This is a genomic window from Microbacterium sp. T3-8 (assembly GCF_055398145.1).
Genome location: NZ_AP027918.1, coordinates 3,447,277 through 3,470,577, shown reverse-complemented (window position 1 = coordinate 3,470,577; position 23,301 = coordinate 3,447,277). Strand labels below are relative to the sequence as shown.

Sequence of the window (23,301 nt, the reverse complement as noted above, 5' to 3'; positions counted from 1 at the left end):
AAAGAGGGACGGATGCCGTTGCCCCGGCATCCGTCCCTCTCGCCCAGCGCGCCTCAGCCGCGCAGCGCCTCGGTGAGCTTGACCCGCGAGCCCATGCGCAGCAGCGAGTTCTCGTAGATCTTCGCGCCGATCGCGATCGCGGCGATGCAGCTCACCAGCAGGATCGCCAGCGACAGGATCGGCTCCCACCACTGCGCCTCGCCGACGAACAGGCGCATCGGCATCCCGACCGGGGCCGAGAACGGTACGTACGACATGATCGTCAGCACCAGCGCGTTGTCGTTGAAGACGATGACGAGGATGTACGGCGCCATGATGAGCATCGTGATCGGGGTCGTGGTGGCGCCGATGTCCTCCTGGCGTGACACCATCGAGGCCGCCGCGGCGAACAGCGAGGCCAGCAGCACGAAGCCGAAGAGGAAGAACACCGCGAACCACAGGATCGGGCCGCCGAGCAGCGTCAGCACGTCTCTCTGCCCGGTGACGATGAGTCCGACGGTGGCGATCGCGGCGAGGCCGACGATCTGCGCCATCGCGAGGATCGTGTTGCCGATGACCTTCCCGGCGAGGAGGGTGCGGGCGGGGATCGCCGACAGCAGCAGCTCGACCACGCGGGTCTGCTTCTCTTCGACGACGCTCTGCGCGATCGTGCCGCCGAAGGTCGACGCCGCCATGAGGAAGACGATGCCGAAGGCGAGCGCGATGAAGTACCGCAGCAGCGGGTTGGTGGTCGCAGGTTCGAGGATCTGCACCTCGGGCGTCTGCGAGAGGCCGCTGACAAGGGAGCTCGGGGCGTCCTTGAGCGCGATGACGGTGTACCCGGTGGGCCCGCCGCTCGAGACGACCGCCGCGTCGACCTTCTCCTCGCGCACGAGCTGCTCGGCGGCCGCGTCGTCGGCGACCTCGGTCACCTCGACGTCGGGCAGTGCCGACACCGCGGATGCCGTCTCGGAGGTCGCGGCGACCGGGGTCTTGTCGGTGCCGCTGTTGTTGCTGGCGAACCCGCCGATCAGCACGCCGGCGAGAGCGATGAGCATGAGGATGACGGTCGAGATGACGAACGCCTTGCTGCGCAGCTTCGAACCGATCTCGCGCTCGGCGACGAGCCAGATCCCGCTGGAGCTGCGGATGGGGGAGCCTCCCCCGGGAGTCGACGTGGTCACTGGATGACCTCCTTGAAGATCTGGGCGAGGGACGGATGCTTGGGGGCGAAGCTCGCGACGTCGCCGTGGGCGACGGCGGTGCGCAGCACGCGCTGCGCGGTCTCCGCGCCGTCGGTGTCGAATAGGGCGTAGCCGCCCTCGAAGTCGACGACGGTGACGCCCGGTTCGGTGCGCAGCCATCCGGCGTCACCCGCCGAGACCAGCTCGTAGCGGCTGCCGGCGTGCTGGGCGCGGAGCCCGTCGCGGGAACCGGCGGCGCGGATCGTGCCCCCGGCGAGGATGACGAGGTCGTCGCAGAGGCGCTCGACGACGTCGAGCTGGTGCGAGGAGAACAGGATGGATGCGCCCTGGGCGGCGGTGGCCTGCAGCGTCGAGGCGACGACGTCGACCGCGAGCGGGTCGAGACCCGAGAACGGCTCGTCGAGGATGAGCACCTTCGGGTCGTGCACGAGGGCCGCGGCGATCTGCGCACGCTGCTGGTTTCCGAGCGACAGCGACTCGATCGTGTCGTTCAGGCGCTCCCCGAGGCCGAGGTCGGTGAGGATCGCGGTGGCGCGGGTGGCGGCATCCGTCTTGCTGAATCCGTGCAGCCGGGCGAGGTAGACGATCTGCTCAAGCACCTTCATCTTGGGGTAGAGCCCGCGCTCCTCGGGCATGTACCCGAAGTTGCGGCGGTCGTCGCCGGTGACGGCCGTGCCGTCGAGGGTGACGGTGCCGGAGTCCGACGAGAGGAGTCCGAGCACGATGCGCATGGTCGTGGTCTTGCCCGCACCGTTGCCGCCCACGAAGCCGGTGAGCCGGCCGGGGGCGACGTCGAACGAGACGTCGTCGAGCACGCGCCGCGAGCCGTAGCTCTTGGTGATGCCGTGGAGTTCGAGCTTTCCTGAGGTCATGCCTCCACGTTAGGGACGGGGCCGATGCCACGGCATCCCCCCTGTGGGGGATTGTCGGGCATCCACCGCGCGGATGATCGGCCCGCGCTACCGCCGCGCGCTGTGCAGAACCGTGCGCACGACGAGTCCGGCCACCAGCGCCCAGAACGCGGCGCTGACGCCGAGCACGGAGATGCCGGATGCCGCGACGAGGAAGGTGACCACGGCCGGCAGTCGCTCGCCCGGATCGTCGATGGCCTGCTGCACGGCCGAGCCGAAGGCTGCGAAGAGGGCGAGCCCCGCGACGGCGGGGATGACGGCGGCGGGCGCGAGCAGTACGAGGGCCGCGAACGCGGCGGAGGCGGCGCCGAGCACGAGATACGAGGCCCCGGTCGAGACGCCGGCGACCCAGCGGCGCTTCGGGTCGGGGTCTGCGTCGGGAGAGGCGGCGAGGGCGGCGCTGATCGCGGCGAGGTTGATCGCGTGCCCGCCCGCGGGAGCGCCGATCGCCGTGCCGAGTCCGGTGACGAGCATCGCCGGCCGCCACGGCACCTCGTAGCCGAAGCTGCGCATGATCGCGACGCCCGGAACGTTCTGCGACGCCATCGTGACGATGAAGAGGGGCAGCGCCAGGCCCACGATCGCGCCGACCGTGAAGGTGGGGGCGGTGAGTTCGACGCGGGGGAGCAGGATGCCCGGATCGATCGCCGTGCCCTGACGCACGAGCTCGACGGCCACCACCACCGCCGCGGCGAGGAACGCGACCGGAACCGCCCAGCGCGGCGCGAGCCGGGCGACGATCAGCCAGGTCACCACGACCGGCACCACACCCCAGGGGTTCTCGACGATCCCGGTGATGGGGGCGAGGCAGAGTGGCAGCAGCACGCCCGCGAGCATCGCCTGCGCGATCGACGCCGGGATGCGCGCGATGAATCCGCCGAGGGCCGGCCACAGCGCGGTGAGCAGGATGAGCGCCGCCGTGACGAGGAACGCGCCGACGGCGACGGGCCAGCCGCCCTCGATGGCGCCGGCCGTGGTGCCGGTCGCGGCGAGCAGAGCGGCGCCGGGCGTCGACCACGCGACGGTGATCGGCATCCGATAGCGCCAGGCGAGCACGATGCACGCGAGTCCCATGGTGAGGCTGGCGGCCAGCAGGCCGCTGGCGGCCTGGGCGGCGGATGCTCCCACCGCCGAGAGCCCGGTGAGCACGACCGCGAACGAGCTGGTGAAGCCGACGAGCGCCGTGACGATGCCCGCGAGGATCGGTCGCGAGAGCGGGGCAGGGGGCGCGGCGGATGCGGCGGACGCGTCGGCGGACATGGATCCGAGGCTATCGCCCGACGCCGCCACCCGCTGTCGTCAGGATGGAGCGTTTCAGGCGAGCCCGAGGCGGTGCGCGAGCACCACGGCCTGCACGCGATCGCGGGCACCGAGCTTCTGCAGGATGCGCGACACGTGGGTCTTCACGGTCGCTTCGCCGATGAACAGGGCGGCGGCGATCTCGGCGTTGCTGCGTGCGTCGGCGAGGAGGGTCAGCACCTCGGCCTCCCGCTCGGTGAACGGCTCGGCCAGCGCGACGGGCGCGGGGGCGGTGCGCGGGGGCGACGGCTCGGCCATCGCGACCGGCGCCGTGGCGGGCGCCGATCCGGCGAATCGGGCGAGCACGCGACGGGTCACCTCGGGTGCCAGCATCCCGTCGCCCACTGCCAGCGCGCGCACGGCGGCGATGAGGTCTTCGGGGCCGGCGTTCTTGAGCAGGAACCCGCTCGCTCCGGCATCCAGCGCCTGATAGAGGTAGTCGTCGCGGTCGAAGGTGGTCACGATCGCGATGGCCGCGGTGATGTCGGGGTCGGCGACGATGCGGCGGGTCGCCTCGATGCCGTCCATGTCGGGCATCTGCACGTCCATCGTGATGACGTCGGGGTGCAGCGCGGCGGCCTGGGCGACGGCATCCGCTCCGGTCGCGGCCTCGCCCACGATCTCGATGTCGGGCTGGGTGCCGAGGATCGTGCGGAATCCCGCGCGCAGCATCGCGTGGTCGTCGACGAGGAGCACGCGGATCGGGGAGTCGGTCATTCGGGGATCCTCACGGCCTTCGCGGTCGGGCGAGATGCGACGGCGGGTGCGACCTTCAGCGGCACCCGCGCCCGCACGCGGAGTCCGCCGAGGGGGCGCGGCGTCACCTCGATCGTGCCGCCCGAGGCGATCGCGCGCTCGCGCATGCCCAACTGCCCGAGGCCCGGTCGCAACTGGCCGACCATGCGGCCGGTGTTGACGACCTCGACCTCGACGCCCGCGTCGTCGTAGCGCACGCGCACGTCGGCGGTGGCGCCGACGCCGGCGTGACGACGGGCGTTGGTGAGCGACTCCTGGGTGATGCGGTAGAGATTCACCGCGACGAGGGAGGGCACGTCGACCGGTTCGCCGATCACGGTGTAATCCGTCGGCAGCCCCGCCTCGGTCGACGCTTCGACGAGTTCGCGGATGTCGTCGAGTCCGACCGTCGAGGCGGGGTCGGAGCTCTCGCCGCCCGGGGCGCGCAGGGTCTCGAGCAGCTGGCGCAGCTCACCGATCGCATCGCGCGCCGATCCCTCCACTCCGGCGAGGAGCTCCTTCGCGCGTTCGGCATCCTGGTCGATCACGAGCCGTGCAGCCCCCGCCTGCACGCCCATGACCGACACGTGGTGGGCGACGACGTCGTGCAGTTCGCGGGCGATGCGCACGCGGTCGAGCGCGACGGCCTGCGCGGCAGTCACCTCGCGCTCGCGCTCGAGTTCGGCGGTGCGCTGCTCGAGCACCGCACGCTCGGATGCCGAGATCCACGAGCGCTCGCCGAAGTAATAGGCCCCGCCGAAGTAGAGGAGGTTGAGTAGGATCTGCAGCATCATGAAGGCGACGTAAGGCGACATGGCGCCCGCGATGACCTCGGCTTCGTCGGCCTGGCTGATCGCGTCGCGGTACATCGTGATCAGCAGCCACGCGAACATTCCGACGATGATGCCGATGCGCACGAGCATCGCCGCACGGCGGTTGTTCATCCAGGCGCCCGCGGTGTAGATGCCGATGAACATTGCGATGTTGCCGACGTAGATCTCCGGCACCCGGATGGTGACGGCGGCGAAGTACGCGGCGGAGACGACGATCGCGACCGCGGCCGGGTAGCGCCGCCGGAACGCCAGCGGAGCGGTGATGATCACGGCGTAGACGAGGGCGGTCCACAGCTCGGCCTGCTCGTCGCCGTAGATCTGCGAGATCGACGAGAGCGCGGCGCTGAGGATCGCGCCCACGAACAGCACGGCGGCGAGCAGCAGATCGCTGCGCCGCTCGCGCGCGGTCGGTGTGCGGTGGAACTCGGCGGGCATCCCTCCACCGTAGGGCGCGGCGCGGGGCGGCGGCATCCCCCGTGCGGCGGATGCCGGGGGGCGTCTCGGGATGGCGTCCTCCTTTGGCAGGGTCAGGGACCCAGCGGCGGTTGCCGAGCCACGCAAACTGGGTTGCTGAGCCTGTCGAAGCACCCCGCGCGAGAAACTTCTCAGGGCGACACCCTCCTCGTTCCGTACCCTGGTCGGTTCGATGGATACGACTGGAGCTCTCTGGCTCAGCCCGTTTGCGACGGTTCTCCAAACTGGTATGTGCTTCAAACTTCGCGCCGCTGATATTTCGGGCATGCTGAGACTTGTGCATTCGATGCCCTGGGCGCTGTCGATTCTCCTCACGGTGGGCCTTGCCGGCTGCACTTCAGGAGCGAAACCGGCGACTGAAGTCACGGATGCCGACGTGGTGGGAAGTTGGCGAGCCGGAGATGCCCCTGCTGGCTTTGAACTGGTCGTTCTTGCCGATGGCACGTACCGCGCGGAGCAATGGCCTCTCAACCTCGCATGCGGCGTCCCGCAAGCGAAGTCAGCCGCCGATGTGTCGTGGGACGACACCGTTTCGCTGGAAGGGCGGTGGGTGCTTCACGAGGGTAGTGGAGCGTCGATGACCATTTTCTTCCCGTCGGAAGTGTGTTCTGGATATAGCCCCTCAGCGTCCCTGTTCATCGAAGGCGACGGTCGGCTCGCCCTTAACTTCTACCTCGAAGTCCCAGACTTGGTCGACTCGACGACGACTGTCGTGTTCTATCGAGATTCAAACTGTCGTGTTCTATCGAGATTCCAGGTGAAAGGGCACCCGCTTGAAGGAGCTTGACAGATGATGCTCGATGCTGTCGTTGGCACGATATTGGTGTTGTTTGGCGTTGCTTTGATTGCGTATCGCAAGCGCGCGTATCGCGCGATCCACGCGCTTCTCGAGAAGTTCTATGGCGGCGCGGTTGCGGACATGTCTGTATATCCCCGTACTGCTCCGAGGTGGAGCATCTTTGTCGGGGTCGTCGCGATAGGTTTGGGCGTGTTCAATCTGATCGACATCATCGTCTGACGTTCCCTCTGACGATTGGCAAGGCGGTGACGGTGGCGATGCGGCGGCGACAATGCCTCAGAAGCAAGTGAGCGGGCGCGGAGGGTGACTCTTCGAGAGATGGCCGGATGGTGGCTCCTCGGCATCGCTGGGTTCGCGGTGCCGGTAGGTATCGAGATGCTCCTCCGGGGAGCGCCGCGCTGGAATGAGATCCCGCCCGGCAACCTTTCGACTCTGCCCAACGCCCTGGGTTTCGCCATCCTGGGCTGCACATTCTGCTTCGGTCTCGCGCTGCTGACGCGCGGACACGCCACCCTGTCTTCGCTCTGGGCGACCCGCCTGTGGCTCACCTGCGGCGCATTCGGAAGCGTCTGCGGCATCGCCCTGTGGCTCAGTGGTGTCTATAGCGAGCTCGACTTCCCGGGTCCGCAGGAGGGGAGCGCGGTGACTCTGATCCTCGGGTTCGGCGGCCCACTCCTCGCGCTCGGCTCGTTCATCTTTCTTTTCATCAGCATGCTGGGGAAGTCGAACGTCAATCACCTGTCTAGAGGCGGGTTCGAATGAGCATTCGAAGGAGAACACGAGTAGCGGCTGCAATCGGAATCGGTGTCGCGGCCACTCTTGCTCTATCTGGATGCACCGAGCAGAGTCCGTTCGAGGGTAAGTTCGTCTTCCCGATCGTGTGGTCGGCTTCGAACGCTCCCGACATGGCCCCATTTCAGTCGGCTCGGCTGACGGTGCACGAGGACGGCACGGCGATGTTGGAGGACTTTCCCTCGGGCGCCTGGGATGGAGAGTCAGAACCTGGCTGTATCGACTTCGAAGGGGAATCGCTCACTGGGTGGGCCGACTGGGAGTTCCTCAGCGAAGGGGAACTACAGATCTCTTCCGCCGAGGGGTCCTTCAGTATCTATGCGGACTCGGGCCTGTTCGGCAGCATCGGTTGGGGTGACTTCTTCCTCTACGGTTGCGACGGGATGCAGTTCGGCTTCAGTGTGCGTACGCAGGTCATCCTTCCGGGCGAACGCGATGGCGACGAGTCTGGCTGACTAACCTGCTGCCAGCACCCGCTCCACCACCCGCGCAACCCCGTCGTCATCGTTCGAGGCGCCGATCTCGTCGGCGGCATCCTGCACGACGGCATCCGCGTCGGCCATCGCGACGCCGTGCCCGGCCCAGCGCAGCATCTCGACGTCGTTGAGCGCATCGCCGAAAGCCATCACGTCGGCGCGGTCGACGCCGAGGTGGGCGCAGAGACGGGCGAGGCCGGTGGCCTTGGTGACGCCCTCGGCCATCACCTCGACGAACGGTGCACCCGACAGCGTCGCCTCGAACCCGGTGAGGCCCAGCGAGGTCAGCGCGTCGAACAGGACCGACGGCGCGAGCTCCGGATGCCGGATCACGAACTTGAGACTCGGGGCGTCGAGCACCTGATCGAGCGGCACCCCGCCCATGGTCTTCGGGTCGCGCTTGTGGTCGGAGAGGTCGGCGATCGCCGCGTACCCCTCCTGGGCGACGAAGGTCTCGCCGCCCTCGCGCACACTCGCGAACAGCAGCCCGGGCACGCTCGCGCGCAGCGCCTCGGCCAGCGTGCGGATGGTCTCGGCCGGCAGCTCTTCGGCGAACAGCATCCGCCCGTCGGTCAGGTGCGTGGCGTAGGCGCCGTTGCTGCAGAGCGCCCACTCGCGGAAGTCGGCGTCGCCGGCGATCGCACGCAGGCCGATCGGCTGGCGCGCCGTGACCGGAACGACGTGGATGCCGCGGGCCCGCGCCGCGTCGAGCGCCGCCCGCGTGCGGGGCGTGACCGACGAGGTCGAGTCGAGCAGGGTGCCGTCGAGATCGGTGGCGATCAGCCGGAGCGTCATGGGTGGAGCGTCACGAGAAGATCATCGGCAGATCGTCGTCGTCGTCCGCGCCCCCGAGGTCGATGTCGGCGACGACCGGCACATGGTCGCTGGGCTGCTCGCCCTTGCGCTCGTCGCGGTGGATCGAGGCACCCGTGACCGCGTCGGCGAGCGTGCGGGAGCCGAGGATGAAGTCGATGCGGATGCCCTCGTTGCGGGGGAACTTGAGGCGCTGGTAGTCCCAGTAGGTGTAGCCCTCGGGGAGGATCGGGCGCACGACGTCGGTGAGCCCGGCATCCGCCATCGCGAAGAACGCGGCGCGCTCGGCGGGGGAGACGTGGGTGGATACGCCCTCGACGATGTCGGGGTCTCCGTTGTCGGTGTCGAACGGGATGATGTTGAAGTCACCGACCAGCGCGAGCGGCAGGGCGGGGTTCGCCGCGAGCTCGGCCGCGGTCGAGTTCTTCAGCGCCTCGAGCCAGTGCAGCTTGTAGGCGTAGTGCGGGTCGTCGAGCGAGCGACCGTTGGGCACGTAGAGACTCCACACCCGTACGCCGTCGACCATCACGCCCAGCGCGCGCGCCTCGAGCGGGGCATCCGGACCCTCGTGACCCTTCGCGAAGCCGGGCATGCCGTCGAACCCGGTGCGCACGTCGCTCATCGGCAGGCGGCTCGCGATCGCGACGCCGTTCCACTGGTTGAGGCCGTGCACCTCGACCTGGTAGCCGGCCTCTTCGAACGGCCCGTAGGGGAACTGCTCGGGTTTGCACTTGATCTCCTGCATCGCGAGCACGTCGATGTCTTCGCGAACGGCGAATTCGACGGTGCGGGCGACACGGGTACGGATGGAGTTGACGTTCCAGGTGGCCAAGCGCATGCGTCCAGCCTAGTTGCGGCCTCGGACACGCGATCTGCGGCCCGCGACACGCAGATGACGCCCCGACGACATCTGACAGCGCAGTCAGAGCGCGACTCTCCTACACTGGATGCCGTGACCGCACTCGACGCAGACCGCCAGAACCTCCTCGCCCTCATCACGGACGAGGCGGTGTTCCACGGCGACTTCACCCTCTCCAGTGGCAAGAAGGCGACGTACTACGTCGACATGCGCAAGCTCACGCTCGATCATCGCGCCGCCCCCGCCATCGGCCGCATCATGCTCGACCTGATCGCCGATCTCGACGTGGTCGCCGTCGGCGGGCTCACGCTCGGCGCCGACCCGATCGCGAACTCGGTGCTGCACGCCTCCGTCGCGGCCGAGCGTCCTGTCGACGCGTTCGTCGTGCGCAAGGAGCCCAAGGACCACGGTCGCGGTCGCCAGATCGAGGGAGCGGATGTCGCGGGCAAGCGCGTCGTCGTGCTCGAAGACACCTCGACCACCGGCCAGTCGGCGCTCAAGGCGGTCGAAGCGCTCCGCAAGGAGGGCGCCGAGGTCGTCGCCGTCGCCGTGATCGTCGACCGCAAGACCGGAGCCCAGGCCGCCATCGAGGCCGAGGGTCTCGAATGGCGCGCAGCCTTCGACCTCGACGACCTCGGGCTCGACCCCCAGTGACCCGCTACGCCCTCGCCGTCGACGTCGGCGGCACGAAGATGGAGGCCGCCCTCGTCTCCGAGGACGGCACGCTCGTCGACGGCTCCCGCAGCCGCCAGGCGACCGGACGCGAGGCGACGCCGGAATCGTTCGACGCCGCGGTGGCCGCGATCGTGCAGCACGCCCTCGCCGCTCTCCCCGCCGATGCCGAGCTCGTCGGCGCGGGTGCGGGAAGTGCCGGCCCCGTCGACCGCCCGAGCGGCACGATCGTGCCCGTGAACATGCCCTCGGCGCGCGGCTACGGTCTCGCCGCCGCGGTTCGGCGCGAAGCATCGGCCGTGCTCGGCCGCGACCTGCCGACCGTGCTCGGTCACGACGGCGGCGCGCTCGCGCTCGCCGAATCGTGGCGCGGCGCGACGCAGGATGCCCGGGCCTCGCTCTCGATCGTCGTCTCGACCGGTGTCGGCGGAGGCTTCGTGGTGAACGGCGCGTACATCCCGGGAGCCTCGGGCAATGCCGGGCACCTCGGGCAGATCCGCCGCGAGGGCGGGCTGACGCTCGAGGAGATCGCGTCGGGCCCCGCGAGCGTCACCTGGGCGCAGCAGCAGGGATGGGTCGGGTCGACCGGCGAGGATCTCGCGCGCGACTCGGCCGCCGGAGACGCGATCGCGCGCGCCGCGATCGAGCGCTCGGCGAAGGCCGTCGGTGAGGCACTGGCGGATGCCGCGACCCTCGTCGACCTCGACACGGTCGCGATCGGCGGCGGCTTCTCGCGCGTCTCCGACGATTACATCGAGCTGGTGCAGGAGGCGCTCACCGCGAGCGCCGTGCACGAGTACTCCCGTCGCGCGCGCGTCGTGCGCTCGGGACTGGGCGACGAAGGCCCGCTGATCGGCGCCGCGGCGCTCGTGCTGCGCTAGCTTCCGGGCCGGTCAGCGACCGGGGCATTCGTACGCGCGCCCACCCGAGACACCACATTCGTCGTGAGACACCGCGTGCGCCGTGATGTCTCGCGAAAGAGATGGTGTCTCGACGCGCGAGGGGCATCCGTACGCACTCCTAACAAATTCCGCGTACCCTCGTAGCAAGACGACGAAAGGGGCACGCATGCGCGTACTCGGACTGCTCTCGGGTACTTCCCACGACGGGATCGACGTGGTGGTGGTCGACTTCGCCGAGCACGACGGCGCCCTGCGTGGCACCGTGCTCCACGAGGACAGCGTGCCGTACGCTCCCGACCTCCGCGCCCGCCTCGTCGCCGCGCTCCCTCCGGCCCAGACGACGCTCGCCGAGGTGTGCGAGCTCGACACCCTCATCGGCCAGGCCTTCGCCGACGTCGCCGCCTCGGCTGCGGCATCCGTCGGGGGAGTGGATGCCGTCTGCACCCATGGCCAGACCGTCTACCACTGGGTCGAGGGCGATCACGCCCGTGGCACCCTGCAGATCGGCCAGCCGGCCTGGATCGCCGAGGCCGTCGGTGCGCCGGTCGTGTCGGACGTGCGCATCCGCGACATCACCGCGGGCGGGCACGGTGCTCCGCTCGTGTCGTTCCTCGACGAGTTGCTGCTGCGCGGCCGGGGTGAGGTCGCCGCGGCCCTCAACCTCGGCGGCATCGCGAACATGACGGTCGTCGCCGACGGCCGTGTCTCGGCCTACGACATCGGCCCCGCCAACGCGCTCGTCGATGCGGTCGTGGTCGACCGGGGCCTCAACGACAAGGGCTACGACGAGGATGCCGCGATCGCCCGCGCCGGCACGATCGACGAGGCGCTGCTCGCCGACCTCCTCGCCGAGCCGTACTACGCGCTGTCGGCGCCGAAGAGCACCGGCAAGGAGCACTTCCACCTCGACTACGTGCGGGCGCACGTCGCCGAGCGCGAGATCAGCGATGCCGACCTCGTGCGCACGCTCACCGAACTCACCGTGCGCACCGTCGCGCAGGACGTCGCGGCCGCCGGCATCCGCTTCCTCGCCGTGTCGGGCGGCGGATGCCACAACCCGGTGATCCTCGACGGCCTGCGCTCCGCCCTGCCCGGCGTCGACGTGGTGCTCGCCGACGAGCTGGGAGCCTCGGTCGACAGCAAGGAGGCGATCCTCTTCGCGCTGATCGGCTGGTGCACGATGCACGGCGTCGCCGCGATCGTGCCGGGTGGCACGGGGGCCCGGGCGCCGCGCATCCTCGGCACGATCACGCCGGGCGAGGGGCCGCTGCGGATGCCGGAGCCGGTCGACGCGGTGACGAGCCTGACGCTGACAACGGGCTAGTGCAGGGCTCTAGCGCCGCTGGTCTTCGTCCCAGGGACCTTCCCACCAGTTGCCGCCGCGCCCGTCGGAGTCGCCCCCGCGTCGCCGTGATCGCACGAACTGCACGATGACCAGGGTGAGTGAGCTGAGCCCGATCACGATCAGCACCAGGAAGAGCATGTCGCTCTGATTCACGGTCGCTTCCCCTCCGCGGCATCCGCCACGATCTTGGCGATGCGCGCATCGCGCGTCTCGGCGCGCTTGGCCATCGCGATGTGCGTGAGCCCGAACTTCTTCACCGACTTGGGGAACGCATCCCAGTTCGCGCGCGCGGCCGGCACGGCATCGAGCGCGGTGGTCAGCTCGGGCGGCTCGATCCCGGCCTCGGGGCCGTCGAGCATCGTCCACGATCCGTTCGCCTTGGCGGCGTCGAGTACGCGGATGCCGGCGGGCGCGAGCAGACCTGCCGCTTCGAGCTCCGCGATCCGGGCCTTGTTGGTCGCCGCCCAGCCGCTGCCCGGGCGGCGCGGGGAGAACCACTGCGCGTTGACGCCGTCGAAGGTGCGCACCGGCCCGTCGATCCAGCCGAAGCAGAGCGCGTGCCGCACGGCGTCTTCGTAGCCGAGGCCGTCGCCGGAGCCCCCGCGCACGCTCAGCAGCCACACGCCGGCGGTTCGTTCGTGGTTCTCGTCGAGCCACGAGCGCCAGGCCGCAGCATCCGCCGCGGTGAGGCGCTCGCCGTCGTCGAGAACGCCCATGTCAGTCCTCGTCGAGCGTCGGGATCGACGAGGTGACCGTGGGCAGCAGGTCGGCGACCGAGTCGACGATCTCGTCGGGACGGAACGGGTACTTCTCGATCTCGGCCTGGTCGCTGATGCCGGTGAGCACGAGCACGGTGTGCAGGCCCGCCTCGATGCCGGCGACGATGTCGGTGTCCATGCGGTCGCCGATCATGCCGGTCTTCTTCGAGTGCGCGCCGATCTTGTTGAGCGCCGAGCGGAACATCATCGGGTTCGGCTTGCCGACCACGTAGGGCTCCTTGCCGGTGGCCTTCGTGATCAGCGCCGCGATCGCCCCGGTCGCCGGAAGCACGCCGTCGGCGCTGGGGCCGGTCGCGTCGGGGTTGGTGACGATGAAGCGCGAGCCGTTGATGATGTGGCGGATCGCCTTGGTGATCGCCTCGAACGAGTAGTTGCGGGTCTCGCCGACGACGACGAAGTCGGGGTTGGTCTCGGTCATGATGAACCCGGCCTCGTGCAGGGCGGTGAGGATGCCGGCCTCGCCGATCACGAACGCCGAACCGCCGGGCAGCTGCTGGGCGAGGAAGTCGGCCGTCGCGAGCGCCGAGGTCCAGATGCGCTCCTCGGGAACCACCAGGCCGCTCGCGCGCAGACGGGCAGAGAGGTCACGCGCGGTGAAGATCGAGTTGTTCGTGAGCACGAGGTAGGGGATCTCGTTCTGCTCCCACCCGGCGAGCATCTCGGACGCGCCGGGGATGGCCGTGTTCTCGTGCACGAGAACGCCGTCCATGTCGGTCAGCCAGCATTCGATGTCGTCGCGGTGTTGTCCCATGTGCTCAGCCTAGAGCCAGCGGGTTGCGCGCGCCTGAGCATGTTGCGCCGGCGTCTCGAGCGCTCAGGGGGTCGGAGTGGGGGATGGCTTACGGGCGAACTGGGGGTCGCCGGGGGTGATGCCGAAGAACAGGGGGTCGGTCGGGGATTCGGTATCGATCGGGAGGTATCCCAGGCCGAGGTTTTCGTCACCGAAGAGGAGATCGCCTAGCTCCCACGCGTCGCCGGGGCGGCAGGCGGTGGTGGCGGAGACGACGGCGGTGCCGTTGGAGCCGAACTCGATGAGGAGTTGTTCGAGCCCTTGTTCGTCGCGTGCTTCGATCTGGATGAGGGACTTTGCCCCCTCGCCCAGCGTGCGGCGTCCGGGTGTCATGCCGATGTCAAGGAGCTGCTGCTCGATAGCGTCGGCGTTGCTGTCGCGGTCGGCGACATCGAGGCGCAGGAGGCGACCGAGGCTGAACTGGTAGCCGGTGTCGTTGTCGCAGCGACTGGGCTGCATGCCGTACTCGCCAAGCTGCCCCACGATCCACGGGCCCGACGAGAGCACGGACTGGACGCCGTTGACGAGCGTTCGGTACTCGATGTACGTCTTCTCCGCATCCGCGAACAGATCATCACCGGTCGGGGCGGGCGTGGGAGAAGTGCACGAGGTCAAGAGGAGGATGCCGGTGAGGGCCTGGATTCCTGCCATGGGCAGGGGCCCGCCGCGAGTCCGTCGACCGGCGTTCACGGCGTTGGTGCGGGGGAGGGGTTACGTACGAACTGAGGGTCGCCGGGGGTGATGCCGAAGAACAGGGGGTCGGACGGGGATTCGGTATCGATCGGTAGATAGCCCTCGCTGAGATACACGCCGCCGAAGAGGAGGTCTGAGAGTTCGTACGAGTCGCCCGGGCGACAGCGGGTGTCGGCGCTGATTCCGATGTTGCCGTTCTTGCGGAACTCGACGAGTAGCATCGCGAAGTCGCCCTCATCGCGGACAACGACCTGGATCAGTTGGCCGTCGTGGTCGTCTGCCCCTAGCGTTCCACGGGCGGGGGAGAAGCCTTGTTCGGCGAGGAACTGTTCCGCGAGGTCGGCGTAGTCCTGACGTTTGTCTCCGTCCAAGACCACGTTGCGGTGCAGACTGAAGTAATAGCCGTTTCCGTTGTCGCAACGCAGCGGCTGCATGCCGTACGAGCCCAGTTGGCCGACCTCCCACGTGCCGTCGTGAAGAGCGAGCTGAAGCTCGTTCACCAGGCCTCGATAGTCGAAATAGGTCTGCTCGGCCTCCGCGTACAACGCATCGCCAGTAGGTATCGGTTCGCTGCCGCATCCGGTCATCGTCATCATTCCCGTCACCGCGAGCAGTGCGCCCGCCGTAATCCTTCGAAGTGGTGAAGTCATGTGGGTCACCACAGCCACCAGTCGTCGCTGCCGTATCCGCCGGACTCTGTGAGAGGTTGACCGCTCGCCATGATGTTCGCAATGTTTGCGAACGACTCCGATCCTTCCTCCAGGTAGCCGCCGGGGAAGCCCGTGAACCCGATCGGCGCGTCGCCTTCACTGTGTGTGCCGTGCCCCGGCGTCTGCAATAGGGGGATGCCGTCGTGATGCTCGGGTGTCGGCTCCGAGCCATCGAGGTTCGGACCGTAGCCCCCGTTCGAGTCAAAGGAGACGGCACCGTCGATGCTGCCTGGATCGATGGCGTGGGAGCCTCCCGGCAACGGGCCGGCAGCATCCGAGATCCAGCGCCCCTTCTTCGCCCACATGTCTTCCGGAGACGTCGAGGCGTAGATATTCGTCCCCGAGTAGTCGACATGAGCATCAGGGTCGTCGCCCAAAGGCCGATCCGTCACTCCGGCCGAGCCTACGGCGATCAGGTTGTCGACCCCGAGATTGTCGATGGCGCTGCCGACGGCGAGGAACGCTGTCGTGCTGCCATACGAATGCCCGACCACGGTGGTGACCGCGTCTCGTGGTGCTGCGTGGTCGAGGCCGCGCAAGAACGTGGTGAGCGATTCGGCCCCGGTGATCGCTTGATCCATGAGTCCCACCGTTTCATAGTTCGGCGTGTCGTAACCGAACCACACGATCGTTGCGCTCCTTCCGCCCTGGTCTCTGATGGCATCGTTGAAGTCGCGAGCCGAGTCTCCCCAGTTTCCAAACTGGCCGAGTTCCGTCAGCATTCCGCCAAGAAGCACATTCACGTTCGTGATCCCTGTCAACGGATCAATGAACTGACTGCGATCGTAGGAAAATCCGTCGACATACAGCATCGCCGCAGTTCCCTGATTCTTGTCGAAGAGGTTAAGGGAGATCGGCACGCCACCGTGGTCTTTGAGTTCGGAGAGCAACGCTGCGATCTCCCCATCCCGAGGCTCGCCCCAGGACGTCTTGCTTGCCTCTTCGAGCACCGCGACGTTGGCGGCGATCCGGTACTCGTACGGAATCCCATCCAGGTTCCCGATGAACTCCGGGTAGGACGCCGCGATGCGTGCGCGCTCCGCCTCGCTCATCGAGTCCCAGATGGCCGCGACCTCTTCCGGGCTGTCGGCATCCGCGAGCGCAGCCAACGAGGGGGCATCTGCGGTGCTGACGTACCCGCCATCCACGCGAGCGAGTGAGGCGACGGCACGCGCATACGCATCGTCCCAGGCCTCGAATTCCTTCTCCCACGCCGTCCAGGCATCCGCGAGGTCCTCGGCAGCGCGATCGCGCGTACCCTGGGCCGTCGTGACGGCTTCGCGAAAGCGGTCGTCGCGCGAGAGCAGAGTGGAAGACGACGTCGCGGTCTCTTCGCCCGCGCTCCATGAACGGTAGTCGTCGCTGCGAGTCCAGGTACTCAACTCGGTCTCAGCGAGAACGACCTCGGTATGCGCGGAATCGAGCGCGGTCTGCGCCGCCGTGACGTCGACCATCAGTTGATTCGCCTTCCCGCCGTGAGCTTCGACGGCCTGGCCGTACCTGAGTACGACTCCCTTAATCCGTCGGATGCGTGCGGTCGGGGGAGTGAACTGCGCGGCGACATCGCTCGCCATGCTCTTCACCCTGTCGAGCGCCTGGCCGTGACCTTCGAGATTGTCGGTCAGGTTTCGCAGCACGAGCTGCATGCTCTCGACCTCGTCGATCGCGTCTTCGAGGTGGCCGTGAAGGGTGTTCATCTGGCCCACGTCGTAGTCGATGCTCTCGAACGGGTAGCCCTTGGGTGACGCGGTCACAGCGGGAGATCCTCCCAGCCTGCACCGAGTCGAAGATCGAGATCGGCCGTCTGCGTCTCGAGCGTCATGATCCGGCCTGCGATGCTCATGATGTCGTCTTGTCCGAGCTGCACGAGGGCGCGTGTTTCACCAACGGCCCCCTCTAACAGCTCGCGAAGAGTCGTACGGCCGAGGGGCGTCCGAACGCCCGTCTCCGATGAGTGTGCTGCCACCATCTTGTTGTCGAGCTCTCGCGCCGACACCTCGAGTTCCGTGCGCTGAGTCGACAGCACGAACTGCGTGACGCTGAAATCCTGTGTCAAAGAACTAACCCCCCGGTTTGCTCGAATCGTACAAGCGTCGAAAGGTTGTTTCGCTCCCTGAACGAAAGTATGTGGAAACTACGTACGCGCCCTAGGCCGCGAGCCAGACCACCTCGGCCGCACCGTCGGGCAGCTCCACTTCGGCGCCGTCGATCTCGACGCCGGATGCCGTCACCCGCACGGTCGACGACACGTCGAGGCCGAGTGATTCGAGGGCGCGCAGCAGCTCCGGGTCGCGGTCGTCGACGCGCAGCACCGTGCCGGTGTGACCGGTCGGGGCATCCGCCAGCAGCACGAACGGCACGCGCTCGACGTGGCCGTCGGCGTCCGGGATCGCATCGCCGTGCGGGTCGAAACGCGGGCGCCCGAGGCGGGCATCGATGCCCTCGAGCAGCCGGTCGCTGATGGTGTGCTCCAGCACCTCGGCCTCGTCGTGCACCTCGTGCCAGCCGTAGCCGAACTCCTGCACGAGCCACGTCTCGATCAGCCGGTGGCGGCGCACCATCGCGAGGGCGCGGCGGGTTCCGGCATCCGTCAGGCGCACCGCGCCGTAGGGCACGTGCGAGACGAGGCCGGCCGCGGCCAGCTTCTTCACCATCTCGGTGACCGACGAGGGGGCGATGCCGAGCTTGCCGGCGAGCACCGACGGGGTGATCGGGGCGTCCTGCCACTCGGTGTGCGCGTACACCGTCTTCAGGTAGTCGTCTGCTGCCGGGGATGCCACCGCACCAGTTTAGGTGAGGCCACCCAGCGACCCGGGCCGGGGTCAGTTCGCGACGGCGACCAGGATGCCGAACGCGGCCTGACCGGCGAAGAAGATCACGAGGAATCCGAGGATCGCCCCGGCGAGCGACAGGCGCCCGTCGTAGTCGGGAACCTCGGCGATGCCGATCTTGCGGGCGCGGAACGCCAGCACCAGCGTCGCGATGCCGAGCGCGAGCTGCACCCACGGGCTGGCCAGGCCGATGACGGTCGGGAAGGCGACCAGCACGCCCCCGAGCAGTCCGGTCGCGAGTCCGATCCAACTGAGGAGGCGGACGTTGCGGCGGGCGGTGTCGGCAGACATGACATCGAGCCTATCCGCGCCCCGGGCGCCTGCGGTTCAGGCCCCCGTGAGCACCAGCCAGAGCAGGGCGGCGTTCAGCGCGATCAGCAGCACCGAGGCGACGACCCCGGCGACGGTCGTCCAGGCGCGGTTCGCCCACACTCCCAGCGTGCGCTTCTGCGCCGTGAGCGCCACCAGGGGGATGAGGGCGAACGGGATGCCGAACGACAGCACCACCTGGCTGAGCACCAGCGCGAGCGTCGGATCGACGTTGAGCCCCAGGATCACGAGAGCGGGGATCAGCGTGATCAGTCGGCGCGCGAGCAGCGGGATGCGCACGTGCAGCAGGCCGTGCATGATCTCCGCTCCGGCGTACGCACCGACGGACGTCGAGGCGAGACCGGAGGCGAGCAGCCCCACGGCGAAGAATGTGGCGACCACCGGACCGAGTCCCGCGGCCAGGGCGGCGTGCGCACCCTCGAGCGAGTCGGTGCCCGGAACGCCCGCGAGGTTCGCCGCCGCCAGCAGCAGGATGCCGAGGTTCACCGAGCCCGCGATGATCATCGCGATCGTGACGTCCCAGCGGGTGGCGGTGAGCAGGCGGCGGATGCGCGAGGGCTCGGTGCGCGCGGCCTCGGTCGCGGCATCCGCGGGTGCCAGACGGGGATTGGCGCCGAACCGGTCGCGACTCAGGGCGGAGTGCGCGTAGATGGCGTGCGGCATGATCGTGGCGCCCAGGATGGATGCCGCGAGCAGCACCGATCCGGTTCCCTCGAAGCGGGGGACGAGGCCGCCGACGACACCCGCCGGGTCCGGCGGTGCGACGAAGACACCCGCGACGAAGCCGATCGTGATGATCGCCATGAGCGCGATGATCACGAACTCGAAGGGACGTGCGCCCCGGCGGTTCTGCACCGTGAGCAGGATCATCGAGACCGCGCCGGTGATGAACCCGCCGAGCAGCAGCGGCACGTTGAAGAGGAGGTTGAGGGCGACCGCGCCGCCGATGATCTCGGCGAGGTCGGTCGCCATCGCGACGAGCTCGGCCTGTAACCAGTAGGAGCGCCGGGCCCAGCGGTTGCGCAGGCGGGACCCGAGCACCTCGGGCAGGCTCTGGCCGGTCACGACGCCGAGCTTGGCCGACAGGTACTGGATCAGCCAGGCCATCACGTTTCCCGCGACCACGACCCAGACGAGCAGGTAGCCGTACTGGGCGCCCGCGGTCATGTTGCTGGCAACGTTGCCCGGGTCGAGATAGGCGACACCGGCGACGAGCGCGGGGCCGAGCAACCAGAGGCTGCGCGGTGGCGCGGTGCGGGTGGCCGGGGCGTCGATCAGCGAGGAATTTTTAGGCACACCGAAACCCTAGCGGATATTTAGGCACACCGAAATATCTTCCGGGTGCCGCGAGGGATAGCCTGGCGGGATGGACGAGCAGACGCCGGAGCGCACCACCCACGGCGTCGGGCCCTGGCCCGGAGGGGCTTCTGAGTGGCCGACCGGTGAGGAGTACGACCCCGAGCTCCTCGAGCACGGCGACACCCGCAACGTCATCGACCGCTACCGGTACTGGCGGATGGAGGCGATCGTCGCCGAACTCGACACGCATCGGCATCCGTTCCACGTCGCCATCGAGAACTGGCAGCACGACATGAACATCGGGTCGATCGTGCGCAGCGCCAATGCGTTCCTCGCCGACACCGTGCACATCATCGGACGCCGCCGGTGGAACAAGCGCGGCGCCATGGTCACCGACCGCTATCAGCACGTCGTGCGCCACGAAGACATCGAGACGTTCGCGGCGTGGGCGGCAGCCGAGGGCATGCCGATCGTCGCCGTCGACAACGTCGAGGGTTCGGTGCCGGTCGACAAGGCCGAACTGACCGAACGCTGCGTGCTGCTCTTCGGTCAGGAAGGTCCGGGGTTGTCGGCGGAGGCGCTCGCCGCGGCATCCGCCCACATCGAGATCACCCAGTACGGGTCGACGCGTTCGATCAACGCGAGCGCCGCGGCGGCCGTGATCATGTACGAGTGGTGCCGCCGGTACGCGGACTGATCACCCCAGTCGAGCGCTGACGCGGATCTCGTCTCCGACCGTCACGCGCAGGTCGTGCAGGCGAAGCCGCATGCCGTCGGCGGTCAGGCTCTCGTTCAGGTCGTGTCGTCGCCCGATCTCGGCGCGGATCCTCTTGCGCGCGGCGCGCAGCGCGAGGGCGACGAACGGGTTCCTGCTCCCGACCCGCAGATCACGCACGGTGACCACGCCGTCGGGCTCGACACCGATGCGCGCGCGGCCCCGGGCGGACGCCCCGATCAGACGCCAGCGCACGCCGGCGGCGGCATCGATGCGGATGCCGTCGGTGCCGTCCTGCGCGGCGGTGACCGCGAGATGACGCAAGCGCGCGCCCCCGGCCTTCAGCGCCGGGCGGAGGATCGCCGTGAGGAGCGGCGTGAGGTCGTCGGCGGCCATCGAGGCGAGGAACGATCCGCGCATGCCCTCGCCGTCGTCGGCGAGAACGATGGCGTAGCGGCTCTCCGGTCGGCGCGCGACGACGGGCGACGCCGAGACCTGCCATTCGATCGGCGCATCGTCGAGCTGCACATCGATCGTGAGCGGGATGCCCTCGATCTCGACGGGGCGCGCGAGCATCCGCACGGTGCGGGCCGTGCCCCGACGTCGTTCGACGATGTCGGGAGTCGCGGACGGGGCGGATGCCGCGGGCGGGGCGGATGCCCCGGGCGCGGAGTCGTGCTTCGGTACCCGCAACCGGAGTGCGACCCCGGTGCCGTCGACGACGAGCCGTTCGAGGTCGTCGCCGTCGACGCTGCTCGATATGCGCACGTCATCGATCCCGTGGATCTCGAACTCGGAGGGATCGGGGCGCAGGGAATCCCGCATCCACTGCTCCACCGTGGTGGAGTCGCCCGGCCACTCGTGCAGATCGTTCACGCCCCCGCCTTTCTCCTCGTCGTTCGGGAAGCCTCAGAGTGTCACGCTCAGACGCCGGCCGTCATCCATCGTCCGGAGCGCACGCGCCAGCCGAGCGTGGCGAGTCGTGCGAGCAGATAGACGCCGAAGAAGGCGACGGACAGCCAGATGAGTCCTGCGGATCCATCGACGCCGAGTACCGAGATGATCCACAGCGTCGGCAGGAACGGCACCAGGGTGAGCCCTCCCGCGAGCGCCAGGTACCGGGCGTCGTTCGCGCCCATGAGCACCCCGTCGAGCACGAACACGACGCCGGCGATCGGCTGCGCGACCGCGAGCACGAGCAGCGCGGGCTGCACGAGGGCGGCGATCTCGGCATCCCCCGTGAAGACGATCCCCAGCACGCCCGAGAGCGCGGCGATCGCACCGCCCACGATCACCCCGAACCAGGCACCCCACGCCACCGTCCTCCCGAGCACGCGTTGCACCTGCCGCTCGTCACCGGCGCCGAGCTCCTTGCCGATCAGAGCCTGTGCGGCGATGGCGAGCGCGTCGAGTGCGAAGGCGGCGGCCGAGAAGATCGTGAAGACGATCTGCCAACCGGCCAGCTCGTCGGTGCCGACCGCGGTCGCGACGGCGACCGTGGCGAGCAGTGCGACACGCAGGCTCACGGTGCGCAGGAACAGCCATCCGCCCGACTTCGCGGTGCTCGTGAGACCGTCGCGCTGCGCCCGCAGCGAGGCGTCGTGCTTCGCGGCGAGCCGCCGCACGACCAGTACGTAAGCGCCGACCATGCCCCACTGGGCCGTGACCGTGCCCGCGGCGGACCCGGCGATGCCCCACCCGAGCCCGTAGATGAAGAGCACGTTGAGCAGCGCGTTCGCGCCGAAGCCGAGGCCCGCGATCCAGAGCGGCGTCATCGTGTTCTGGAGGCCGCGCAACAGGCCCGTGGCCGCGAACACGATGAGCATGGCCGGCAGGCCCCACATCGAGATCACGAGGTAGTCGTTGGCCTGCGCGGAGACCGCCTCGCTCGCGCCGAAGAGCGACACCAGCCAGGGGGAGGACACGGCGCCGACCACCGCGAGCACCGCACCGAGTCCGAGCGCGAGCCACATGCCGTTGATGCCGACGCTGACGGCCTCTCCCGGCTGTCCGGCCCCGAAACGGCGGGCGACGGCGGGCGTCGTGGAGTAGGCGAGGAACACCATCAGGCCGACGATCGTCTGCAGCACGGCGCCGGCGATGCCGAGGCCGGCGAGGGGCGTCGTGCCGAGGTGGCCGATGAGAGCGGCGTCGACGATGAGGAACGCCGGCTCGGCGATCAGCGCACCGAGCGCGGGGACGGCGAGCCGCAGGATCTCTCGGTTGAGGGAGCGGCGCGCTGTCATCCTCCGAGCCTATTGGCCGCTGCCGGCATGGTGACGCCCGGTCGGGGGCGATCCGCGCGAGTGACGGAGGAGAACTCACGGAACGGAGGATCGTTATCGCGGAAGCATCCTGCGTTGCAGGAGATCTCCTCCCGAACGTGCGGTCGCGACGATCCCGCGACCCGGGCGGATGCCGGTCGTAGGCTGGGAGAGATCGGATGCAGCAGATCGGAGCGTCATGACGGATCCCCGTGAGGAGGCCGCACGCTATCGGGCGCGGCAGCAGGCGCGTCGCCACGGTCATGAGATCGGCGACGAGGAGGGCGCGGCGCCGGGCATCGCCGCGGCCGCCGATCGCGCCGCCTTCATCGAGACGGCGATCCAGGTCGCCATCCGACGCGGCGACTTCGACGATCTGCCGGGCGCCGGCAAGCCGCTCGAGGGGCTCGGCGACCATCACGATCCCGATTGGTGGATCCGCCGGAAGATCGAGACCGAGAACCTCACCGGTCTCGGACCGCCCGCGCTGCTGCTGCGCACGGAGGATCGGGGCTTGGATGCCGAGCTCGATCTGCTCGGGCGCGAAGCCGACGTGCGCTCCGTGCTCGAGGACTTCAACCGTCGCGTGCGCGAGGCGCGTCGGCAGCTCCAGGGCGGACCGCCCGTCGTCACCGAGCCACGCGACGTGGAGGTCGAGGTCGAGGCGTGGGCGCGACGCCGTGCCGAGCGGGCGGCGGCCGCGGCGGCGAACGCCTCAGAGACCCCGAGGCGACGGCGATTCGGACTGCGCAGACGCTGACGCGGTGTGACGGAATCGCACCGGCCCTGGACACGA

Annotated in this window: 27 protein-coding genes; 9 read left to right on the top strand and 18 right to left on the bottom strand. The window is 68.9% G+C overall.

Annotated features, from left to right (window positions below; genetic code table 11):
• Positions 1 to 53: 53 nt before the first annotated feature.
• From ACZ5Y9_RS16700 to ACZ5Y9_RS16680, 5 genes are all read right to left on the bottom strand, one after another.
• Positions 54 to 1,163, bottom strand: a complete 1,110-nt coding sequence (locus ACZ5Y9_RS16700) for an ABC transporter permease (protein WP_247624365.1) — start codon at positions 1,161 to 1,163, stop codon at positions 54 to 56.
• Entirely contained in the window at positions 1,160 to 2,056 is an 897-nt protein-coding gene (locus ACZ5Y9_RS16695; RefSeq protein ID WP_247624366.1) for an ABC transporter ATP-binding protein, read from the bottom strand. Before ACZ5Y9_RS16695 ends, ACZ5Y9_RS16700 begins: the two co-directional genes overlap by 4 nt.
• Positions 2,057 to 2,143: 87 nt before the next feature.
• A complete protein-coding gene (locus tag ACZ5Y9_RS16690) occupies positions 2,144 to 3,355 on the bottom strand; it encodes a benzoate/H(+) symporter BenE family transporter (protein WP_464471901.1) in 1,212 nt (403 codons plus the stop codon).
• Positions 3,356 to 3,409: 54 nt separating this feature from the next.
• Positions 3,410 to 4,111: a response regulator gene (locus ACZ5Y9_RS16685; protein WP_247633692.1), complete on the bottom strand. Its 702-nt coding sequence runs from the start codon at positions 4,109 to 4,111 to the stop codon at positions 3,410 to 3,412.
• Entirely contained in the window at positions 4,108 to 5,397 is a 1,290-nt protein-coding gene (locus tag ACZ5Y9_RS16680) for a sensor histidine kinase (protein WP_464471900.1), read from the bottom strand. Before ACZ5Y9_RS16680 ends, ACZ5Y9_RS16685 begins: the two co-directional genes overlap by 4 nt.
• 211 nt (positions 5,398 to 5,608) lie before the next feature.
• Between ACZ5Y9_RS16680 and ACZ5Y9_RS16675 the strand changes: the two genes are divergently transcribed.
• From ACZ5Y9_RS16675 to ACZ5Y9_RS16660, 4 genes are all read left to right on the top strand, one after another.
• Positions 5,609 to 6,223 (top strand): hypothetical protein, encoded by a 615-nt coding sequence (locus tag ACZ5Y9_RS16675; RefSeq protein ID WP_464471899.1) that lies wholly within the window; start codon positions 5,609 to 5,611, stop codon positions 6,221 to 6,223.
• Positions 6,224 to 6,226: 3 nt separating this feature from the next.
• Positions 6,227 to 6,454, top strand: a complete 228-nt coding sequence (locus ACZ5Y9_RS16670; RefSeq protein ID WP_247624371.1) for a hypothetical protein — start codon at positions 6,227 to 6,229, stop codon at positions 6,452 to 6,454.
• A 99-nt stretch (positions 6,455 to 6,553) separates the two neighbouring features.
• Complete coding sequence (locus ACZ5Y9_RS16665; protein ID WP_464471898.1) at positions 6,554 to 6,997, top strand: hypothetical protein; 444 nt, start codon at positions 6,554 to 6,556, stop codon at positions 6,995 to 6,997.
• On the top strand, positions 6,994 to 7,482 hold the full coding sequence (locus tag ACZ5Y9_RS16660) for a hypothetical protein (protein WP_464471897.1): 489 nt from the start codon (positions 6,994 to 6,996) through the stop codon (positions 7,480 to 7,482). The genes ACZ5Y9_RS16665 and ACZ5Y9_RS16660 overlap by 4 nt, the downstream gene beginning before the upstream one ends.
• Here the strand turns inward: ACZ5Y9_RS16660 and ACZ5Y9_RS16655 are convergent, their stop codons facing one another.
• Positions 7,483 to 8,298, bottom strand: a complete 816-nt coding sequence (locus ACZ5Y9_RS16655; protein ID WP_247624374.1) for a Cof-type HAD-IIB family hydrolase — start codon at positions 8,296 to 8,298, stop codon at positions 7,483 to 7,485.
• A gap of 10 nt (positions 8,299 to 8,308) precedes the next feature.
• Entirely contained in the window at positions 8,309 to 9,154 is an 846-nt protein-coding gene (locus ACZ5Y9_RS16650) for an exodeoxyribonuclease III (protein WP_247633704.1), read from the bottom strand.
• A gap of 114 nt (positions 9,155 to 9,268) precedes the next feature.
• Between ACZ5Y9_RS16650 and pyrE the strand changes: the two genes are divergently transcribed.
• From pyrE to ACZ5Y9_RS16635, 3 genes are all read left to right on the top strand, one after another.
• Entirely contained in the window at positions 9,269 to 9,829 is a 561-nt protein-coding gene (gene pyrE, locus ACZ5Y9_RS16645) for an orotate phosphoribosyltransferase (protein WP_247624376.1), read from the top strand.
• Positions 9,826 to 10,728 (top strand): ROK family protein, encoded by a 903-nt coding sequence (locus ACZ5Y9_RS16640; protein ID WP_464471896.1) that lies wholly within the window; start codon positions 9,826 to 9,828, stop codon positions 10,726 to 10,728. Before pyrE ends, ACZ5Y9_RS16640 begins: the two co-directional genes overlap by 4 nt.
• Positions 10,729 to 10,915: 187 nt before the next feature.
• On the top strand, positions 10,916 to 12,073 hold the full coding sequence (locus tag ACZ5Y9_RS16635) for an anhydro-N-acetylmuramic acid kinase (protein WP_464471895.1): 1,158 nt from the start codon (positions 10,916 to 10,918) through the stop codon (positions 12,071 to 12,073).
• Between the two features lie 9 nt (positions 12,074 to 12,082).
• Here the strand turns inward: ACZ5Y9_RS16635 and ACZ5Y9_RS16630 are convergent, their stop codons facing one another.
• The 9 genes from ACZ5Y9_RS16630 to ACZ5Y9_RS16590 form a co-directional block, all read right to left on the bottom strand.
• On the bottom strand, positions 12,083 to 12,247 hold the full coding sequence (locus ACZ5Y9_RS16630; RefSeq protein ID WP_247633707.1) for a hypothetical protein: 165 nt from the start codon (positions 12,245 to 12,247) through the stop codon (positions 12,083 to 12,085).
• Positions 12,244 to 12,810 (bottom strand): YdeI/OmpD-associated family protein, encoded by a 567-nt coding sequence (locus ACZ5Y9_RS16625; RefSeq protein WP_464471894.1) that lies wholly within the window; start codon positions 12,808 to 12,810, stop codon positions 12,244 to 12,246. The genes ACZ5Y9_RS16630 and ACZ5Y9_RS16625 overlap by 4 nt, the downstream gene beginning before the upstream one ends.
• 1 nt (position 12,811) lies before the next feature.
• The gene (locus ACZ5Y9_RS16620) at positions 12,812 to 13,624 is read right to left on the bottom strand and encodes an HAD-IIA family hydrolase (protein ID WP_247624381.1); all 813 of its coding nucleotides are present in this window, start codon (positions 13,622 to 13,624) and stop codon (positions 12,812 to 12,814) included.
• Positions 13,625 to 13,687: 63 nt separating this feature from the next.
• Complete coding sequence (locus ACZ5Y9_RS16615) at positions 13,688 to 14,314, bottom strand: hypothetical protein (protein WP_464471893.1); 627 nt, start codon at positions 14,312 to 14,314, stop codon at positions 13,688 to 13,690.
• Between the two features lie 35 nt (positions 14,315 to 14,349).
• On the bottom strand, positions 14,350 to 15,024 hold the full coding sequence (locus ACZ5Y9_RS16610) for a hypothetical protein (protein ID WP_464471892.1): 675 nt from the start codon (positions 15,022 to 15,024) through the stop codon (positions 14,350 to 14,352).
• Positions 15,012 to 16,820: an alpha/beta hydrolase gene (locus tag ACZ5Y9_RS16605; protein WP_247624383.1), complete on the bottom strand. Its 1,809-nt coding sequence runs from the start codon at positions 16,818 to 16,820 to the stop codon at positions 15,012 to 15,014. The genes ACZ5Y9_RS16610 and ACZ5Y9_RS16605 overlap by 13 nt, the downstream gene beginning before the upstream one ends.
• Before the next feature lie 393 nt (positions 16,821 to 17,213).
• Positions 17,214 to 17,846: a metal-dependent transcriptional regulator gene (locus ACZ5Y9_RS16600; RefSeq protein WP_247624385.1), complete on the bottom strand. Its 633-nt coding sequence runs from the start codon at positions 17,844 to 17,846 to the stop codon at positions 17,214 to 17,216.
• Positions 17,847 to 17,888: 42 nt separating this feature from the next.
• Entirely contained in the window at positions 17,889 to 18,188 is a 300-nt protein-coding gene (locus ACZ5Y9_RS16595) for a hypothetical protein (RefSeq protein WP_247624386.1), read from the bottom strand.
• A 36-nt stretch (positions 18,189 to 18,224) separates the two neighbouring features.
• Positions 18,225 to 19,523: an Nramp family divalent metal transporter gene (locus ACZ5Y9_RS16590; protein WP_247624387.1), complete on the bottom strand. Its 1,299-nt coding sequence runs from the start codon at positions 19,521 to 19,523 to the stop codon at positions 18,225 to 18,227.
• A gap of 70 nt (positions 19,524 to 19,593) precedes the next feature.
• Here ACZ5Y9_RS16590 and ACZ5Y9_RS16585 point away from each other — a divergent pair, with 70 nt between their 5' ends.
• Positions 19,594 to 20,223 (top strand): TrmH family RNA methyltransferase, encoded by a 630-nt coding sequence (locus tag ACZ5Y9_RS16585; protein ID WP_464471891.1) that lies wholly within the window; start codon positions 19,594 to 19,596, stop codon positions 20,221 to 20,223.
• Here the strand turns inward: ACZ5Y9_RS16585 and ACZ5Y9_RS16580 are convergent, their stop codons facing one another.
• Together ACZ5Y9_RS16580 and ACZ5Y9_RS16575 are read right to left on the bottom strand one after the other, a co-directional pair.
• A complete protein-coding gene (locus ACZ5Y9_RS16580) occupies positions 20,224 to 21,117 on the bottom strand; it encodes a hypothetical protein (RefSeq protein ID WP_464471890.1) in 894 nt (297 codons plus the stop codon).
• Positions 21,118 to 21,164: 47 nt separating this feature from the next.
• On the bottom strand, positions 21,165 to 22,487 hold the full coding sequence (locus tag ACZ5Y9_RS16575; RefSeq protein WP_464471889.1) for an MATE family efflux transporter: 1,323 nt from the start codon (positions 22,485 to 22,487) through the stop codon (positions 21,165 to 21,167).
• A 217-nt stretch (positions 22,488 to 22,704) separates the two neighbouring features.
• On the opposite strand from ACZ5Y9_RS16575, the gene ACZ5Y9_RS16570 reads away from it, so the two are divergent.
• Complete coding sequence (locus ACZ5Y9_RS16570; RefSeq protein WP_464471888.1) at positions 22,705 to 23,265, top strand: DnaJ family domain-containing protein; 561 nt, start codon at positions 22,705 to 22,707, stop codon at positions 23,263 to 23,265.
• Positions 23,266 to 23,301: the final 36 nt, after the last annotated feature.